This window comes from Actinocorallia aurantiaca, assembly GCF_039533685.1.
In the GTDB taxonomy this organism is placed as follows: Bacteria; Actinomycetota; Actinomycetes; order Streptosporangiales; family Streptosporangiaceae; genus Actinocorallia; species Actinocorallia aurantiaca.
On the sequence record NZ_BAAATZ010000003.1, the window covers coordinates 345,821 to 363,100 of the forward strand.

Annotated in this window: 15 protein-coding genes and 1 pseudogene; 8 read left to right on the forward strand and 8 right to left on the reverse strand. The window is 72.2% G+C overall.

The window, feature by feature from the left end; all coding sequences use genetic code 11:
• Positions 1 to 115: 115 nt before the first annotated feature.
• The 7 genes from ABD327_RS04790 to ABD327_RS04820 are packed head-to-tail and all read right to left on the reverse strand — an operon-like array spanning position 116 to position 7,031.
• Positions 116 to 805 (reverse strand): aspartate/glutamate racemase family protein, encoded by a 690-nt coding sequence (locus ABD327_RS04790; protein WP_344448904.1) that lies wholly within the window; start codon positions 803 to 805, stop codon positions 116 to 118.
• A gap of 8 nt (positions 806 to 813) precedes the next feature.
• Positions 814 to 2,031, reverse strand: a complete 1,218-nt coding sequence (locus tag ABD327_RS04795) for an NAD(P)/FAD-dependent oxidoreductase (RefSeq protein ID WP_344448905.1) — start codon at positions 2,029 to 2,031, stop codon at positions 814 to 816.
• A complete protein-coding gene (locus ABD327_RS04800) occupies positions 2,028 to 2,873 on the reverse strand; it encodes a family 3 encapsulin nanocompartment shell protein (RefSeq protein ID WP_344448906.1) in 846 nt (281 codons plus the stop codon). Before ABD327_RS04800 ends, ABD327_RS04795 begins: the two co-directional genes overlap by 4 nt.
• A 10-nt stretch (positions 2,874 to 2,883) precedes the next feature.
• A complete protein-coding gene (locus ABD327_RS04805; protein ID WP_344448907.1) occupies positions 2,884 to 3,711 on the reverse strand; it encodes an SDR family NAD(P)-dependent oxidoreductase in 828 nt (275 codons plus the stop codon).
• On the reverse strand, positions 3,695 to 4,630 hold the full coding sequence (locus tag ABD327_RS04810) for a sulfotransferase (protein ID WP_344448908.1): 936 nt from the start codon (positions 4,628 to 4,630) through the stop codon (positions 3,695 to 3,697). Before ABD327_RS04810 ends, ABD327_RS04805 begins: the two co-directional genes overlap by 17 nt.
• Entirely contained in the window at positions 4,627 to 5,778 is a 1,152-nt protein-coding gene (locus tag ABD327_RS04815) for an MFS transporter (protein WP_344448909.1), read from the reverse strand. Before ABD327_RS04815 ends, ABD327_RS04810 begins: the two co-directional genes overlap by 4 nt.
• Positions 5,775 to 7,031, reverse strand: a complete 1,257-nt coding sequence (locus tag ABD327_RS04820) for a DegT/DnrJ/EryC1/StrS family aminotransferase (RefSeq protein WP_344448910.1) — start codon at positions 7,029 to 7,031, stop codon at positions 5,775 to 5,777. The genes ABD327_RS04815 and ABD327_RS04820 overlap by 4 nt, the downstream gene beginning before the upstream one ends.
• 630 nt (positions 7,032 to 7,661) lie before the next feature.
• Between ABD327_RS04820 and ABD327_RS04825 the strand changes: the two are divergent.
• The 8 genes and pseudogenes from ABD327_RS04825 to ABD327_RS04860 form a co-directional block, all read left to right on the forward strand.
• A pseudogene (locus tag ABD327_RS04825) lies at positions 7,662 to 8,126 on the forward strand (fasciclin domain-containing protein); the annotation flags it as partial.
• A 78-nt stretch (positions 8,127 to 8,204) separates the two neighbouring features.
• Entirely contained in the window at positions 8,205 to 8,804 is a 600-nt protein-coding gene (locus ABD327_RS04830; protein WP_344448911.1) for a sigma-70 family RNA polymerase sigma factor, read from the forward strand.
• Positions 8,801 to 9,502: an anti-sigma factor gene (locus ABD327_RS04835; RefSeq protein ID WP_344448912.1), complete on the forward strand. Its 702-nt coding sequence runs from the start codon at positions 8,801 to 8,803 to the stop codon at positions 9,500 to 9,502. The genes ABD327_RS04830 and ABD327_RS04835 overlap by 4 nt, the downstream gene beginning before the upstream one ends.
• A gap of 151 nt (positions 9,503 to 9,653) precedes the next feature.
• The gene (locus tag ABD327_RS04840) at positions 9,654 to 11,270 is read left to right on the forward strand and encodes an ABC transporter substrate-binding protein (protein WP_344448913.1); all 1,617 of its coding nucleotides are present in this window, start codon (positions 9,654 to 9,656) and stop codon (positions 11,268 to 11,270) included.
• Positions 11,243 to 13,129, forward strand: a complete 1,887-nt coding sequence (locus tag ABD327_RS04845; RefSeq protein ID WP_344448914.1) for a S9 family peptidase — start codon at positions 11,243 to 11,245, stop codon at positions 13,127 to 13,129. Before ABD327_RS04840 ends, ABD327_RS04845 begins: the two co-directional genes overlap by 28 nt.
• A complete protein-coding gene (locus tag ABD327_RS04850; protein WP_344448915.1) occupies positions 13,126 to 14,073 on the forward strand; it encodes an ABC transporter permease in 948 nt (315 codons plus the stop codon). The genes ABD327_RS04845 and ABD327_RS04850 overlap by 4 nt, the downstream gene beginning before the upstream one ends.
• Positions 14,070 to 14,888, forward strand: a complete 819-nt coding sequence (locus ABD327_RS04855; protein ID WP_344448916.1) for an ABC transporter permease — start codon at positions 14,070 to 14,072, stop codon at positions 14,886 to 14,888. The genes ABD327_RS04850 and ABD327_RS04855 overlap by 4 nt, the downstream gene beginning before the upstream one ends.
• Positions 14,885 to 16,660, forward strand: coding sequence for an ABC transporter ATP-binding protein (locus ABD327_RS04860; protein WP_344448917.1), 1,776 nt, complete (start codon positions 14,885 to 14,887; stop codon positions 16,658 to 16,660). The genes ABD327_RS04855 and ABD327_RS04860 overlap by 4 nt, the downstream gene beginning before the upstream one ends.
• On the opposite strand, the gene ABD327_RS04865 is transcribed toward ABD327_RS04860, so the two are convergent.
• Entirely contained in the window at positions 16,657 to 17,232 is a 576-nt protein-coding gene (locus ABD327_RS04865) for a helix-turn-helix domain-containing protein (RefSeq protein ID WP_344448918.1), read from the reverse strand. The two genes, ABD327_RS04860 and ABD327_RS04865, sit on opposite strands and share 4 nt — an antisense overlap.
• Between the last annotated feature and the right edge of the window lie 48 nt (positions 17,233 to 17,280).

The following is a 17,280-nucleotide window of genomic DNA, read 5'->3' on the forward strand; positions in this document are numbered from 1 at the left end:
ATTGTGTACTACATCCGTGCGGTGGGGCGCGTCCGGAACCTGCTGGACCGATCAGGCGAGACGGAGGCCTTCCGCGCCGTCGGCCGGAGCATGCCGGAACTGTTCCCGGAAGGGCTCACGGCGGGCCGTAGGGGCGGTGGGCGAGGGTGCGGTGGACCATTTCCGTGAGGGTGACGATGTCGAAGACCGGCATCCGCAGCTTCTGCTGGACGAGATGGGAGTAGGGCGCCAGGTCGGTGCATTCGATGACCAGGGCGCCTATATCCGGATTCTCGGAGACGAGGCGTGAAGCCCGGGCCAGGACCTCCCGGCCCAGCCGGGAGGCGTCCAGTTCGTCGCGGCGCGCCTCCAGGACCACCTCGCGGAACTCGGGCTGGTCCTCCATGCCCACCACGCGGACGGGGACGTGCCCGGCTCCCACCCCGGAGAGGTGGCGGGGGGTCAGGGAGCCCTTCCTGGCCACGAGCAGGCCGACCCTCTGGTCGCGGCGGAGCATGCGGTGGACCAGCGGGAGCTGGACGAGGCTGGAGGCGAAGACGGGAACGTCAACGGCGTCGGCTAGCTCCCGCTGGTGGAGGGCGAGGAAGCCGCAGCCGCTGGTGACGGCGCGGGCGCCGGAGGCGACGAGACTGCGGGCGGCGGCGACGAAGGGGCCGAGCAGCTCCGGATCCGGCCGGGTCACGACCCGTTCGGCGGTGGCGCCCGAGACCACCTCGTAGCGGACGGGGAAGTCGAAGGTCGCCGGGTTGCGGATATGGCCGGGGATCTTGGTGAAGGAGGTGTCCAGGCAGATGACGCCGATCATGGCGGTCCTCAGCGGTCGATCCGGAACGGGCGGAGGTCGAGATCGGGGCGTTCTCCGGTGAGCAGCTGGGCCAGCAGGCGGCCGGTGGAGGGGGCCAGGCCCATGCCGATGTGGCCGTGCCCGCAGCACAGGAAGAGGTTGTCGACGGCCGGTGCGGGGCCGACGTAGGGGAGTCCGTCGGGGGCGCAGGGGCGCAGCCCCGCCCAGACCCGCTGCTCGCCGGTGAGGTCCAGGGCGGGGAGGCAGGAGCGGACGGGGGCGAGCATCGCGGCGACCCGGCGGGGGACGATCCGCCGGTCCATGCCGGTGAGCTCCAGGGAACCGGCGAACCGCAGTTCGCCGTCCAGCGGGGAGACCGCGACGGGGCCCTCGGGCAGGAGGACGGGCAGGCGGGGGGCGCCGGGCGGCGTCTTGACGGTGACGCTGTAGCCCTTGACTGGCTGGAGCGCGATCCTCTGGCCGAGCAGGCGGGCCAGGGAGGCCGTCCAGCTTCCCGCGGCGAGGACGACGGTTCCGGGGCGGAGCTCCCGGCCCGGCACGCGGACGGAGACGACCTTCCCGCCGGAGAGCTCGAAGCCCGTCACCTCCGTCCGGTCGAGGATCTCGACGCCGTCCTCGGCGAGGTCGCGGGCGAAGGCGTGCAGGAACCGGGGGACCTCCAGGTAGGCGCCCTCCTCGTTGTAGAGCGCGCCCGCGACGGCGAACTCGGTGTCCGGTTCGAGTTCGGCCAGTTCGGCGGGGAACAGGACGCGCAGGGGGACGGGCGAACGGGCGGCGGCGGCCGCGGCCCGTTCGAACCCTTCGGGCGAACGGTAGGCCAGCACGATGCCGGGGGCGTGGAAGTGGGCGGAGTCCAGTTCGGCCAGCAGCGCGAGGCTGTGTTTCTTCAGGGCGTACAGCACCCGCGAGGAGGTGGAGGCCGCCTCCTCGGTGCAGGCGCGGCGGAAGTCGCGCACCCACCGCCACAGGCCGGGATCCGGGCGGGGGCGGAGGTGCGGGGAGCCCGCCGGGTCGAGGAGGCGGCGGAGCGAGCCCGCGCCGGGCACGGCGAGGGGCGCCGAGCCCTGGGTGCCCGCGAAACCGGTGTTGCCCGCCGAGCAGGACTGGTCCCCGCCGATGGGGCCGCGTTCGACGACCGTCACCCGCGCGCCGCGTCGCCGCAGCTGGTGGGCAGTGAACAGGCCGGCGGCGCCGCCGCCGACCACCAGGACGTCGAGGTCGTTCACAGACCGACGATGAAGAGGTTGGTGGGCAGGTTCACCACGACCCGTTCGTAGATCTCCGCCATGAGCGCGATCCCGTCCTCGGCGAAGGTGCCGGGCGGGGGCTCGGCGAACCTGATCACCGAGCGGCCCGCGTCGAACAGCTGGACGCCGTGGCCGAAGTCGCCGATGACCGCGGTGCCGGGCTCGACCAGCCGGGTGCGGACGATGAACACCCCGTTGCGTTCGAGGTCGTCCATCAGGGTGCCTTCGCCCATATAGCGGTAGAAGTCGGCCGGGTTGATGATGAGCCCGTCGGCGGTGCCGCCCATCTGCTCGACCTCGTCGCAGGCGCGCAGGAGCGTCGAGGCGAAGGGCCCGCGATCGGTCATCCGGCCCAGTTCGGGCATGTTGAGCAGCCCGCCCTCGCCCTGGAGGATCGTCACGTTCTCCGCGGTGCACAGCCGGACGATCAGCCGGTAGTCGATGAACGACTGGAACGTCTCGGGGTCCTCCCACAACCGGTCGGGGACCTGCACCCAGGCCCGGGTGGTCAGCAGCGGCGGGACCGGCGAGCGGTGGAACCGGCTGGCCGCCTCGCGCCGCACGTCCGCGCCCGGGATGGGCGCGTCGCCGGGAAGCGGCGGGCTCTCGTGCCAGTAGTGGTCGCGCGGGCTGCGGGACAGGTCGACGACCTTGAGCATGTTCCGCGCCGGGTTGCGGGGCTTGCGCCGTGAACTGGTCAGCGAATCGGTGATCGTGACGTCGTACTCGAGGTGTGCCTCGGTGCCCTTGACCAGGCACTCCTCCACGAACCTCCGTCCGGGGGAAAGCTTCCCGCCGCGTTCGACCAGGGTCTGCTCCATGAGCGCTCCTTCAGGTGAGGATGTTCTTCGGGACGTCGTCGAGGTAGGGCAGTTCGGCGCCGACGGCTCCCGCTCCGCCGTCGACGGGGTGGACCCCTCCGGTGATGAACGAGGCGCGGGCGCCGGCGAGGAAGGCGACGAGCGCGGCGAACTCCTCCGGTTCGGCGATCCGGCCGAGCGGGTTGTGCGCGCCCATCGCCCGCAGCGCGGCCTCGACGTCGCCGTCCTCGGCGATCCGGGCCGCGACCCGCTCGATGGGCGGGGTGCGGGTCGTGGCCGGCGCGAGGACGTTCACGGTGATGCCGTCCCGTCCGGTCTGGCAGGCGAGCGACTGGGCGAACCGGACCAGCCCGGCCCGGGTGACCCCGGACAGCGCGAGCCTGGTCGACGGGGAGCTCGCGGTCTCGGAGGCGACGAACAGCAGCCGTCCCCAGCCCGCGGCGCGCAGGTGCGGGAGCGCGGTGAGGGCGAGGTGGACGGCGGGCAGCAGCACCAGGTCGACCGCCGCGCCGTAGTCCTCCACGGTGAAGTCCGCCGAGCCGCCGACCGGGGGGCTGCCTCCGCAGACGAGCACGACGTGCAGGGCGCCGAACTCGTCCGCGACGTCCGCCACCCAGCGTTCGACGGCGGCCCGGTCGGTGAGGTCCACGCTGGTGGTGTGCACCCTGCCGCGGGCGACCTCCTTGATCGACCGCGCGGCGTCGGCGAGTTTGGCCGGATCCCGGGAGCCGACGGCCACGTGCATGCCCTCCCGGGCCAGTTCCCGTGCGCTTGCCAGGCCCAGGCCGCTCGATCCACCCGAGATCAGGGCGACCTTGCCTTCAAGTCCCAGATCCACTGGTTCTCCTCTCCCAGGTGCCCCGATGGCTGTAGCCGTAGCGCTGGAACTGGGGCCAGGACAGCGCCGCGGTCGCGAGGCGCGCCCGGACGGTCAGCCGTTCCTTCCACTGGTCGTCGTGCTCTCGCAGGAGCGTCGTGCCGCTGCGGAACCGGTCGGGGTTGCCCGTGACGGTGTGGTTGGGGTGCAACCGGACTTCGCGGCCGTGCACCGGGTTGTCCGCCGGATCGGCGCCGACGAACCGCAGCAGCCGTGAGATCGTCCTTTCGGGATCGGCCCTGAAGGTCTCGTAGCGCAGCAGCATCGACCGTTCGGGGTAACGCCGCAGCAGCGCGCGTGAAGCGGTGTTGAACCCGCTCCAGTAGGCGGTGCTGGTGTGCGCGGGCATCGCGATGCAGTACTCCTTGTCCACGCTCCACGAACCCGCGACGGCGCGCGGATCCCGTACGAGGTGGACGAAGTACGGTTCGACGCCGTCCATCAGCGGGAGCAGCGCGGCCTCTCCGGGGATCTTGGTGGTGTCGACGAGGACGTCCGCGCCGGTGAGCTCGGAGACGGAGCGGAACGTGCGGGCCATGAGGCCGGTGTGCGCCCGGACGCCGGGATCGTCCAGGCCGTGGCGGAGCACGCGCCACGTGTGCCGGGTGCGGACGTGCGCGCGCTGGCGGGCGACCACTTCCGCCGCGTGCTCTTCCACGGACAGGCCGGGGGGCCTTCCCTCCGCGAGGACCTTCGACCACAGCCCGCACTCGGTGAGGTGCAGGCCGCAGCCGCAGAAGGTGTTCGCGCCCCGTCCGGCGGCGTTCTTCCACAGGAAGTGGATCTCGCCGACGTGGAAGAACGAGGGCACCTCGTTGAGGACGTTCCCGATGATCGTGCTGCCGTTCCGGCACCAGCCGACGATGCAGAGGATCTTCATGCGGGCACCGCTTTCCGCTGGGGGAGGGACAGGGCGACCAGGCCCGCCGCGGCGGCGCAGACCGCGCCGGCGACGAAGACCGCCGGGTAGCCGAACCCGGACGCGACCACGCCCAGCAGCGGCCCCCAGGCGGCCAGGCCCAGGTCCCAGAACGAGGTGTAGGCGCCGAGCGCCGCGCCCTGCCGCGCCGGGTCGACGCGGTCCAGCACCAGCACGGCCAGCGACGGGTGCAGCAGGGAGAAGCCGACGCCCATGACGACGCTGCCGAGCACCGCCACCGGCAGGTTCGGGGCGGCCGCGACCGTCAGGAGGCCCAGGCACTCTCCGGCTCCGCACCAGATCGCGACCCGGCGGGCGCCGTACTTGTCGGGGAAGTGGCCGATGAACAGCCTGGTCCCGGCGTAGACGGCGCTGAAGCAGCTCAGTACGACGACCCCGGAGCCGCTGCCCCTTCCCTCCAGGTGCAGGACGGCGAACGCGGCGAGCCCGGCGTACCCGGCGGAGCCGAGGGCCAGCGCGAGACCGGGCACCAGCGCCGGGCGGAGCATCAGGCCCCCGGCTCCGGAAGGGGCGGCCGTCTCCTGATCCCGGACCGTACGGACCAGGACGAACGCGACGAGCCCGGCCAGCGCGCTGAACGTCCAGACCGCACCGCGACCGAAGTTCTCGAGCAGCGCGCCGAGGAACGTTCCCAGCGAGATGCCGCCCCACATGCTCATCCCGTACAGGCCGATGAGCTGGCCGCGCCGGTGGTGCGGCGCGATCGACATCGTCCAGGCGGCGCCCGCGGTGAACAGGGCGGCCTCGCCCGCGCCGAGCACCAGCCGGACCGCGATCAGCCAGAGGGGGCCGAAGGGCAGGAAGTAGGCCAGTCCGAAGACGGCGACGGCCAGCGCGCCCGCCTGCATGACCCGGCGGTGGCCGTAGCGGTCGGCGAGATGGCCCGCGACCGGCCGGACGAGCAGCGCGGTGAAGGCCGTCGCGGTGACCACGGTGCCGACCACGAGGTTCGACGCGGCGTACTCGTCGCGGACGAAGCCCGGCAGGACCGGGATCACCGAGGTCAGGCCGACGTAGCCGAAGAACAGCCCGCCGAAGATCCCGGCGAGCGCGCCGCGCGAGAACCCGTCGGCCTCGTCCTCCTTCACGGGCCGACCCGCGAGGCGATCTTGCGGACCGCCGCGATGAGGTGGTCGCAGTCCTCGAGGGTCAGGCTGGAGGACAACGGCACGTCCACGGCGTCCTCCAGATACCGCGAGGTCGCGGGGAGCAGGGCCTTGATCTCCGGGACGGTCCGGTCGCCGAACAGGAACCGCCAGTTCCAGAAGACCCGGACGTTCGTGTCCGCGCCGGAGCCGAGGTTGCGCGCGTCGATGCCCTCGCAGCACAGCGCCCGCGCGAACCACTCGGCCAGGCCGCCGCCCACCCGGAAGATGAACGCCTCGCCGAGGCAGGCGCCCGGTTCGACCGGCCGGCGGATCCGGATGCCCGGCACGTCCGCGAGCTCACCGGAGACGTAGGCGTAGTTCCGCCGGAAGAGCTCCAGCCGGGAGGGCAGCCGGGCCAGTTCCGACCGCAGCAGCGCCGCGCGGATCTCGTCCATGCGGAAACTGAGCAGAGGCAGGTCCAGGTCGGTGCCGATCGGCGGCAGGCCGTCGGGGAAATGCCGCCGCACCCGTCCCTCGTACGCGCCGGACAACACGACCGCGCGGGCGAACAACGTGCTGTCGTCCGTGACGAGGAACCCGCCCTCGCCGCAGTTGAGCGACTTGTCGGACTGGGTGCTGAAGGCCCCGGCGAGCCCGAACGTGCCGAGCTTGCGCCCGTGCAGTTCCGCGCCCATCGCGGGCACCGCGTCCTCGAAGACCGGCACCCCCACCTCGGTGGCGAACCGGGTGATCGCCTCCATGTCGGCGGCGAACCCCCGCATGTGCACCACCAGGATGGCCTTGACCTCGGGCGACCAGCGCCGCCGCAGGTCCTCGACGTCCAACTGCAGGTTCTGGTCCACCTCGACCAGCAACGGACGGCACCCGGCCAGCGTGATCGCGCTCGGGCTGGCCACGAACGTGAACCCCTGGCAGGCGATCAGCGACCCCGGCGGAATGCCCGCCGCCATGATCGACAAGGCGATCGCGGTGGTGCCGCTGGAGACGGCCAGCGCGTGCCGGGTGCCGAAGTAGTCGCACAACTCGGCCTCGAACCGACCGCACTCCGTCTCCTGCTCCGGCCGGTAGTCGTATCGGAAGTAGAGATGGCTGCGAATGGCACGGATGGCAGCCTCTTCGTCATCGGGATGGACGTGCACTGCCCCCTTGTCGTAGGTGGGCCAAGGGCTCCGTCGAATGGGGTCGCCGCCGTCGATCGCGAGCATCGCGGTACTGCCAGTATTTCTCTGCACCGGCCGTTCTCCCTTTTTGGACGCAACTGGACAGGCGGCTTCGGGGACGCCTGATAGCGCTCTCACCTCGGGTTTCGAGGTCGAGGGCGAATGTCGTTCAGCGGGCGGACACGGATTCGAAGTACAGCGAAGACTTTGCGATGTTCCTCGACGGGGCAGGGGCAAGTCAACACTCGGTAATAGTTGATTAATACTCGTTAATATGCTCGGCCGGGCCATCTCCACGGTCTGTGATCTGCGTTTGATCTCGGAAACGCGCATGAAACGCAAGGTGTTGACTGACGTGAACATCTTGTTGAAAACAAGCCCTCCGGCGGCCGGATCCGGCCGGACGCCATGACGGCCCGGGACCGCGGCGGATCCGTCGACCGCCGCCCTGCGCATCGGGCCGCCCCCGGCCGCCCGGACCGGCCGGAGAAATTTCTTCCCGTCACACCAATCCGCCGTGTCACCGGCGGCGAATGGCTGGTGGAGTCAACGAACAAGGAGAACCGTCATGAAGCGTGTCACCCTCACCACCGGGCTCTTCCTGGCCCTCGCGTTCGGCGCCGCCCCCGCAACGGCGAGACCGAGGCGGCCTCCAGCACCCCGGCGGCCCCGGTCGCTTCCGAGGCGTCGGCGGACGGGAGCTTCGGCCCGGCGTGCTCGACGGTGCCGTCCGAAGGACCCGGTAGCTTCGACGGCATGGCCGCCGACCCGGTCGCGACCGCGGCCTCCAACAACCCCGCCCTGTCCACCCTCGTCACCGCGGTGAAGAAGGCGGGGCTGGTCGACACCCTCAACACCGCGCAGGACGTCACCGTCTTCGCGCCGACGAACGACGCTTTCGCCAAGATCCCGGAAGCGGACCTCAACAAGGTCCTGGCCGACAAGAAGGCCCTGACCGGAGTCCTCACCTATCACGTCGTAGAGGGCCGAAAGACCCCCGCCGACCTGGCGTCCGGCTCCTTCACGACCCTGCAGGGCGGCACCGTCACCACCAAGGGCGGCGGCTCCGACTACACGGTCAACGGGGCCAACGTGGTCTGCGGCAACGTGCAGACCGGCAACGCCACCGTCTACATCATCGACACCGTCCTGATGCCCGCGAAGTGAGACCGGCGCCGGAGCCGCCCCGTGCGAGGGGCGGCTCCGGCGCGCCAAGCTCCGTGCACGTCGCGACCAGGGAGAGACATGAGCGAACCGTTCGCCCGGTTCACTTCGCGGACCGATGACAAGGACCTTCCCGAGCCTCCGGACGGGCTCTCCGCGCTCCTGCGGAACGTCGCGCGAGGCGACCGGCAGGCGTTCGAGCTCGTGTACGAGCAGATCTCGGCGCCCGTGTACGGCACCGTGCTGCGCGTCGTACGCGATCCCGCGCAGGCCGAGGAGGTCGCTCAGGAGACCCTCGTCCAGGTCTGGCGGGAGGCGTCCCGGTTCGACCCGAGTAGGGGGAGCCCGATGGCGTGGGTCCTGACCCTCGCCCACCGCCGTGCCGTCGACCGCGTCCGCAGCTCGCAGGCCAGTTCCGACAGGGAGCAGCGGGTACCGTACCTGGAGCGGGAGCACGACCAGGTCGCCGAAGAGGTCGAGACCCGGCTGGACCGCGAACGGGTCCGCCGCTGCATCGGCGGCCTCACCGAGCTGCAACGCGAGTCCGTGACTCTCGCCTACTACTCCGGATATACCTACCCGGAGGTGGCCGGACTGCTGAGCGTGCCGCTGGGCACCATCAAGACCCGCATGCGCGACGCCCTCATCCGGATGCGCGACTGCCTGGGAGTGGACCGATGACCGCACACGACACCCACGGCCTCCTCGCCCCCTACGCGCTGGACGCGCTCGACGACCTGGAGCGCCGCCGGTTCGAGCACCACCTCGCCGAGTGCGCGAGCTGCGCCGAGGAGCTGCGCGGCCTGCGCGAGACCACCGCGATGCTCGGTCTCGCCGCCTCCAGCCGCCCGCCCGCCGCGCTCCGCACCCGGGTCATGGACGAGATCGCCCGCACCCGGCAGCTTCCGCCCGGAACGGGAGCCCGCCGCCGCTGGACCCTCCCCGGCCTGCCGCTGCTCCTCACCGCCGCCGCCGCGATGATCGCGGTGATCGTCTTCGCCGGGTACGCCGCCCTGCAGAGCCCTGCCCCGGGCCCGACCCCGCCTTCGGACCCGCGGGTCAGTGCCGTCCTGTCCGCCGCAGACGCCCGCTCCGTCGACGTCGAGGCCGCGGGAGGCACCGGAACGATCGTGTTCTCCCGCTCCCTGAACAAGGCCGTCATCACGATGTCCGGCCTGCCGGAGGTCCCCGCCGGGCGCGACTACGAACTCTGGCTCATCGGCCCCCGGAAACCGCGCTCCGCGGGCCTCATGCGAGAGGAGACCCAGGTCATCTCATCGGTGGACGACGCCACCCACGTCGGAGTCACGATCGAACCCGAGGGCGGCTCCCCGACTCCGAGCAGCGCCCCGCTCTTCACCTTGGCCCTGCCCGGCTGAGGAGGCGGAGGGGATGGGCGGGCGTCACACCGTCGCTTTCCAGACTTTCTTGACCGGACTCCAGGAGATGAATACTCTTCCTTGCCATTCGGGTATTTATGGTAGACGCCCCAGGTGAACGCCATAGTGTGCATAAGGAAGGTCGCCCCCCATGGACGTTCACCGGCAGGTCAGCCGTCGTTCGCTGCTGCGCTCCATCGCCCTCGTCGGGGGCGTCGCCACCGTGCCGGGGCTGCTCGCGGCGTGCGGGGCGCCCTCGTCCGGGCCCGCGGAGAAGGGCGGCGGGCTGAAGGAGCTGAAGATCGCGCTGCCCGGGTCGCTGAGCTCGCTGGACGCGAGCAAAGAGGCCGGGATCATGAACTACGTCGTGGCGCTGCTGTGCCAGGAGGCCCTCGTGGGGGTCGACGCGAACGGCAAGCTGGTGCCGGCGCTGGCGGAGTCCTGGAAGAGCGACGACGCCAAGACCTTCGTCTACCAGATCCGGCAGGGCGTGAAGTTCTCCGACGGGACGCCCGTGACGGCCGCCGACATCGTGGCGAGCCTGGAGTACAACGCCAAGACCGGATCCACGTCGGCCTTCGCCTTCGCGTACGCGGGCGTCGAGTCGATCAAGGCGACCGGTGAGCACGAGGTGACGATCGTCCTCAAGCAGACCGACAGCTCCTTCGAGTGGACGGTCTCGCCCGGCAGCCTGCTCATCACCAGCGCGGCGTTCCTGGAGAACGGCGAGAAGATCGGCACGCCGGAGACGAAGATCCTCGGCACGGGCCCCTACAAGGTGACGGACTTCGCGCCCGACTCGCACGTCACGCTGGAGCGCAACGACGCCTGGTGGGGCGGGAAGGCCGAGATCGCGAAGATCCGGTTCGAGTTCATCGCCGAGGACTCCACCCGGCTGCTCGCGATGCGGCAGGGCGAGGCCGACATCGCGCTGAACGTCCCGCTGGAGCAGCTCGACCAGTGGCAGAAGCTGGACGGGGTGAAGGTCGAGACGGCCACCGACCGGTCTCTCGTCACCCTCGCCTTCAACACCGCGGTGAAGCCCTTCGACGACGTCCACGTGCGCAGGGCCTTCGCGCACGCGGTCGACCGCGAGGGCATCGTCAAGAGCATCCTCGGCGGGCACGCGGAGGTCGCCACCACGCTGCCGTCGCCGTCCCAGTGGGCGGGGCTCCCGGCCGCCGAGGTGCAGAGCATGTACGCCGCGATGCCGCAGTACGGGTTCGACCTCGCCAAGGCCAAGGCGGAACTGGCTCAGTCGTCGGCGCCGAAGGGCTTCAAGACCGAGCTGCACTACCCCAACAGCGGGCCCCAGCTCGGCAAGGCCGCGCTGACCCTCGCCGAGAACCTCAAGCAGCTCGGCATCGAACTGGAGGTCAAGGAGGTCACGCTGGAGGCGTGGATCGCCGAGCTCGGCGAGCGCAAGGCCGGGATCGCCTTCGGCTGGTACTTCGCGACCACCGGAGACCCCGCCGAATTCCCCCAGATGCTGCTGAACGGCGCGCACACCGCCAAGGGCGGCACCAACATCGCCTCCTACGACGAGGCGAAGGTCACCGGGCCGCTCGACCGGGCCAAGGCCACGACGGACGGAGCCGCCCGCGCCGAGCTGATCGGCGAGGCCCTCACGGTCTCCGCCGCCGACCTGCCCTACCAGCCGCTCTGGTGGGGCCAGTCCGCGACGGCGTTCGGCCCCAAGGTCACCGCGAAGGGGTACGGACCGTACTTCTTCATCGCCCCTTGGGCCACCCAGGTCGCGCCGAAGTGACCGCGGACGCCCGCGCGGCACACGAGGCCCTGGCCGCCGTCCGCCTCCCGATGGACGTCACCGCCGACGGCGGGAAGCTCGCCTTCACGGTGTCCTCCGGCGAAGGCCAGGTGGTCCATGTCCTCGACGCCGCCGGGCGTCCCCGTTCCCTCCCCGGGACGGATCACGCGCTGCTCCGCTGGATCCCCGGCACCGGACGGCTCATCGCCGCCGCGGAAAGCCGCGTCGAGGAGCTCGACCCGGAGACGGGCGAGATCCTCTGGTCGGAGCCGTTCGACGGCTCGGTCGAAGACTTCTCCGTCACTTCAGACGGACGGGTCCTCGCCCGCGTCGCCGATCCGGGCAGCGACCGGGACGGCATGCACCTGGGCCTGAGGGTCCCCGCCTCCGAGGACCCGTTCGTGGACGTCCCCGGAGCCCGGCTGCGCCGCCTCGTCCTGGCCCGTGCCGGCGAGCCCGGCTCCAAGGCCGTCCCGCTCGGCCCGCTCACCGTCTGGGAGGCGGACTGGCTCGGCGGCGAGACGGCCCTCGCCGTCGTCTCGGCCGACTCCGCGCCCAGCGGCTACTACAAGCCCGAACTCGCCGTCGTGGACGTGCGGGACGGCTCCACCCGGACGCTGCTGACCACCCCCTGGCAGCTGGCCCGCCCCCGCATCAGCCCGGACGGCACCAGGGCGGTGGTCGTGGAGGGCCTGTCGATCGTCTCCGGCCGCGTCCTGCACGTCGACCTCGGCTCGGGAGAGGTCACCCGCTGGGACGCCGTCGACGACGTCACCGACCTCGGCTGGCTCGACGCGGACACCCTGTGGTTCACCGGCTGGTCCGGGACGGGCGTCCAAGGCGGCGTCCTGCGGGCGGACGGCACACTCCTGCACCGCTGGACGGCGTCCGGCGCGCTTGGCGGCAAGGACGGCCAGCCTTCCCTGGCCCCCTGCGGGCCCGGATGGGTCGCGGCGGTCTGGGAGAGCCCGGAGCAGCCTCCGGAGGTCGCCTTCGGCTCGCTCACGACCGGCGGTTTCGCCACCTTCACCGACTTCAACACCGGGCCGGCCGCCCTCGCCGAAGGCGTCGTCCGCGAGGAGCTGAGCTGGGAGGCCCCCGACGGGCGGACCATCGAGGGTCTCGTGATCCGCCCGCACGGAGAAGGCCCGTTCCCGCTGGTCGTCCTGGCGCACGGCGGCCCGACCTGGCTGTGGGCGCAGTGGTTCGCCCCGGCCGAGTCCAACCAGATGGCCCTGCCGCTGGCCCTGGCCGGAGCGGCCGTGCTGCTGCCCAACCCGCGCGGCAGCAGCGGGCGCGGCCAGGAGCACGCCCGCGCCGTCATCGGCCGCTTCGGCGAGGCCGACCTCGAAGACGTCCTGGCGGGAGCCGACAAGCTGATCGCCGACGGCGTCGCCGACCCGGAGCGGCAGGCCGTCGCGGGTCTCAGCTACGGCGGCTACCTGACGGCCTGGGCGGTCGCCCGCACCCGCAGGTTCCGCGCGGCGGTCGTCATGTCCGGGGTCCCCGACTGGGTGAGCTTCCGCACGGCGAGCGTCATCGGCGGCGGCTACGACGTCGTCTACCATCGCGGAGCGGACCCGGCGACCCCGGAAGGGCGGGAGTTCCTCGCCGCGCGCTCGCCCGTCTTCCACGCCGCGGACGTCCGGACGCCGACGCTGATCCTGCACGGCGAACGCGACAGGGTCACCCCGCTGGGCGAGGCCGAACGGCTGTACCAGGCGTTCGCGGCGGCGGGAGTCCCCACACGACTGGTGACCTACCCGCGCGAAGGGCACGAACTGATCGAACCGGAGCACTGCGCCGACGCCCGCGACCGGATCCTGGACTGGCTGACCCGGCACGGTGTGCTGGCATGACCGGCGGGTTCCTGGCGCGCAGGCTGCTCGGCACGCTCATCGTGCTGGGGCTGCTGTCCATCGGGGTGTTCGGCCTGCTGTACCTGGCGCCGGGCTCGGTCGAGCAGACGCTTCAGGGCAACCGGCCCGCCTCGCCCGAGACGCTCGCCGCCCTCCGCGCCCGGTACCACCTGGACGATCCCGTCGTGGTGCAGTACCTGCGATGGCTCGGAGGGGTGCTCCAAGGAGACTTCGGCACCTCGATCCGCACGGGCGTCCCGGTCACCGAGGCGATCGGGAGCAGGCTGCCGCTGACCCTCGGGCTCATCCTCTACGGGACGCTGCTCGCCACGCTGATCGGCCTCCCGCTCGGCGTCATCGGCGCGTTCCGCCGGGGGCGCGCCGCCGACCGCGCGGCGGTCGTCACCTCGGTCGCCGGGATGAGCGCGCCGCCGTTCGCGGTCGGACTCGTCCTGCTCATGGCCTTCGCGGTCTACCTCCAGTGGTTCCCGGTCTACGGGCAGGGCGAGGGCCTCGCCGACCGGCTCCGGCATCTGACGCTGCCCGCCGCGGCCCTCGCCGTCGGCTCGGCCGGGCTCCTCGTCCGGTTCACCCGAGCGGCCCTGATCCGCGAACTCGACCAGGACTACCTCGTCTTCGCCCGCGCCCGCGGCCTGCCGACCCGGCTGATCGTCGGCTACGCGCTGCGCAACTCCCTCATCCCGATCCTGACCGCGCTCGGGCTGATCCTCACCAGCACGCTCGCCGGGACCGTCCTGGTCGAGGTGACCTTCGCGCTGCCCGGCCTCGGCACCCTGCTGGTCGACTCGGTCACCTTCAAGGACATGCCCGTGGTCCAGGCCCTGGCGCTGCTGCTGACCCTGCTCATCTCGGCGGTGAACCTGCTCGTGGACGTCGGCTACGCCCTCGCGGACCCGCGCATCCGGTTCGGAGTGTCCCGGTGAGGCGGCGGCTCCCCGGACCGGCCGTCCTCATCGCGCTCGCCGTCGTGGCCGTCGCGGTGGTCGCGGCGCTGTTCGGCTGGCTGCTCGTCCCCGACGCCACCCGGCAGGACCTCGCCACCGGCATCACCTACCCCGGGACCGGCCACCCCCTCGGCACCGACGAACTGGGCCGGGACGTGCTCCGGCTGCTGGTCGCCGGGGCGCGCACGGCGGTGCTCGGCGCCCTCGCGGTGAGCGCGGGCTCCATGCTGCTCGGCAACCTGATCGGGCTGCCCGCCGGCTACCTCGGCGGCTGGACCGACACCGCCGCGATGCGCTGGGCCGACCTGATGCTCTCGGTGCCCGCCCTGCTCGTCGCGATCGTGGTCGCCGGGACCATGGGCGGCGGATTCTGGCTCGCGGTCGCCGTCCTGATCGTTCTGTTCGCGCCGACGGACGCCCGGGTCGTCCGCGGAGCCGTCCTGGAGCAGCGCACCAGGCCCTACGTGGAGGCGGCCAGGCTGCAGAACCTGTCACCGTGGCGGATCATGTCCCGGCACGTGTGGCCCAACATCGTGCCCGTCGCCCTGGCCAACACCTTCCTCAACTTCGCCTACGCGCTGGTCTCGCTGGCGTCTCTGTCCTTCCTCGGCCTCGGCGTCGCCGCAGGCTCCCCGGACTGGGGCCGGACGCTCTCCGACAACAAGGGCCAGCTGTTCGCCAACCCGTGGGCGGCGGTCGCCCCGGGCCTGGCCATCATCATCACGGCCGCCGCCGTCACCGTCGTCGGCGACTGGCTCCAGGAACGCGCCGAGGCACGGAGGCTGGCCAGGTGAAAGAGCAGCCGCTGGTGCGGGTGAACGGCCTGCGGGTCGGGCGGAAGGCCGACGGGCGGACGTTGCTGTCGGACGTCGGCTTCGAAGTGGAAGAGGGGCGGTCGCTGGCGATCGTCGGGGAGTCGGGGTCGGGCAAGTCGCTGACCGCCCGCGCCGTGCTCGGGCTGCTTCCGGCGGGCCTGACCGCCGGAGGTCGGGTGAGCCTCGCCGGGGTCGACGTCTCGGCGGACCCCCGGGCTCTGCGGCGGCTGCGGGGGACGACCGTCTCGCTGCTCCTTCAGGACCCGTTCACCCTGCTCAACCCGCTGCGCACGGTGGGGCGGCAGATCGCGGACGGGCTGCCCAGAGGGCGGCGGACGGGCGAGGAGGTGGTGCGGCGGCTCGCCGAGGTCGGGCTGTCCGCCGACGTCGCCGGACGGCATCCGTTCGAGCTCTCCGGAGGGATGCGGCAGCGGGTGGGACTGGCCTGCGCACTGGCCGGGGACCCGCGGATCCTGGTGGCGGACGAGCCGACGACCGCGCTGGACGTGACCACGCAGCGCGAGGTCCTGACGCTGATCCGGCGCATCCAGCGGGAACGCGGAATGGCGTTCGTCCTGATCACCCACGACCTGCGGGTGGCGTTCTCGATGTGCGACGACGTCCTGGTGCTGTACGCCGGACGGATCATGGAGACCGGCCCGGCGAAGGAGATCGGCCGGGAGCCCCGGCATCCCTACACGCGGGCGCTGCTGGCCGCCGAGCCGCCGCTGGACCGCAGGCTCGCCGCGCTCCCGACGGTGCCCGGCAACGTGCCCGCCCATGACGAGGCCGCCGGACGCTGCGGGTTCGCCGACCGCTGCGCCCACGCCGTCGACGTCTGCCGGGCCGGGACGCCGTCGCCCGCTCCGGCGGGTCCGGGCCGTACGTCGGCCTGCGTCCGGTCCGCCGAACTCACCGGGACGCCCGATGTCGTGCCCGCTTTGGAAGTGTCGGCCGGCCCGGCCGAGGAGGAGACGGTACCGCTGCTGGAGATCCGCGGGCTCACCCGGACCTTCCGGGGAGCCTCCCGGCCCGCGCTCGACGGGATCGACCTGCGGGTCGCGCCGGGCGAGGCGGTCGGCATCGTGGGGGAGTCGGGCTCCGGCAAGACCACGCTGGCGCGCTGCGTGGTCGGTCTGGAACGGCCCGACGGCGGAACGATCAGGCTGGACGGCCTGGAGTACTCCGATCTGGGCGCGCTGCCCAAGGCCGAGCGGGCGCGGGCGCTGCGCACCGTCCAGATGGTCTTCCAGGACCCCTACTCCTCGCTCAACCCCGTGCGCTCGATCGGCGCGGTCCTGGCCGAGGCGCTGCGGGCGGCGGGCCGGGACGGCGGGAAGGCCGAGGTCGCCGAACTGCTGGAGACGGTCGGGCTGAAGCCGGAGGCCGCGGCCCGGCCCCCCGCCGGGATGTCGGGCGGCGAACGCCAGCGGGTGGCGATCGCCCGCGCCATCGCCGGACGCCCCGCGCTGCTGATCTGCGACGAGGCGGTCTCCGCGCTGGACGTCTCCGTCCAGGCCCAGATCCTCGACCTGCTCGCCGGGCTCAGGAGCTCGCTGTCGATGGCGCTGCTGTTCATCACCCACGACCTCGCCGTCGTCCGGCAGGTCACCGACCGCGTCTACGTGCTCAGCGAGGGGCGCTGCCGCGAAGAAGGCCCCACCGGGCAGGTCCTCGACGACCCGGCCGACCCCTACACGCGGGCCCTGCTGGCGAGCGTCCCCGACCCGGACGGCCGCTGGCTGGGTTAGATCTCGTCGAACGACACCAGCGTCAGGACCCGGACGGGCCCGTCGCCCGTCGTGTACACGTGGTCGTGCTCGGCGGCGAACCGGGCGGCGTCCCCTGTCCCGAGCTCGACCGACCAGCCCGCCGAGCTGAGCGTCACCGCCCCCGACACCACATAGGCGTACTCGACCGACCCCGCCCCGTGCGAGTTCCTCACGCTGCTCGTGCGCGCGGGGATGTTCCCCTCGGAGAGCTCGAACCGCCGCCGCTCCCAGGACCCGAACAGCGTCCGCACGCTCGGCTCGGCCCCCTCCGCGTGCTCCCCGGCCCGCAGCACCTCCGGCCCGTCCATCCGGGGCCGCGCCAGCTCCAGGAAGCTCTCCCCGAGCGCCGTCGCCACCCGCGACAGCACCTCGATCGTCGGGTTGGCCACTCCCCGCTCGATCTGCGACAGCAGCGCCTTGCTGACCCCCGTCAGCTCCGACAGCTCCCGCAGGCTGAGCCCACGCGTCAGCCGGATCCGCCGCACGTTGCCCGCCACCACCGCGCGCAGAGACGACCCGGCCGCCTCCACCTGCTCAGCCGCCTCGTTCACCGGCCACCCGCCCTTTCCATCGCCCCCATCATGCTGGGTGGCCCCGGA

Bases quoted from the DNA above. Each gene is read 5' to 3' on its own strand.
- ABD327_RS04790 (WP_344448904.1), bottom strand. From the start codon at position 805: ATGATCGGCGTCATCTGCCTGGACACCTCCTTCACCAAGATCCCCGGC.
- ABD327_RS04800 (WP_344448906.1), bottom strand. From the start codon at position 2,873: ATGGAGCAGACCCTGGTCGAACGCGGCGGGAAGCTTTCCCCCGGACGG.
- ABD327_RS04810 (WP_344448908.1), bottom strand. From the start codon at position 4,630: ATGAAGATCCTCTGCATCGTCGGCTGGTGCCGGAACGGCAGCACGATC.
- ABD327_RS04830 (WP_344448911.1), top strand. From the start codon at position 8,205: ATGAGCGAACCGTTCGCCCGGTTCACTTCGCGGACCGATGACAAGGAC.
- ABD327_RS04835 (WP_344448912.1), top strand. From the start codon at position 8,801: ATGACCGCACACGACACCCACGGCCTCCTCGCCCCCTACGCGCTGGAC.
- ABD327_RS04840 (WP_344448913.1), top strand. From the start codon at position 9,654: ATGGACGTTCACCGGCAGGTCAGCCGTCGTTCGCTGCTGCGCTCCATC.
- ABD327_RS04850 (WP_344448915.1), top strand. From the start codon at position 13,126: ATGACCGGCGGGTTCCTGGCGCGCAGGCTGCTCGGCACGCTCATCGTG.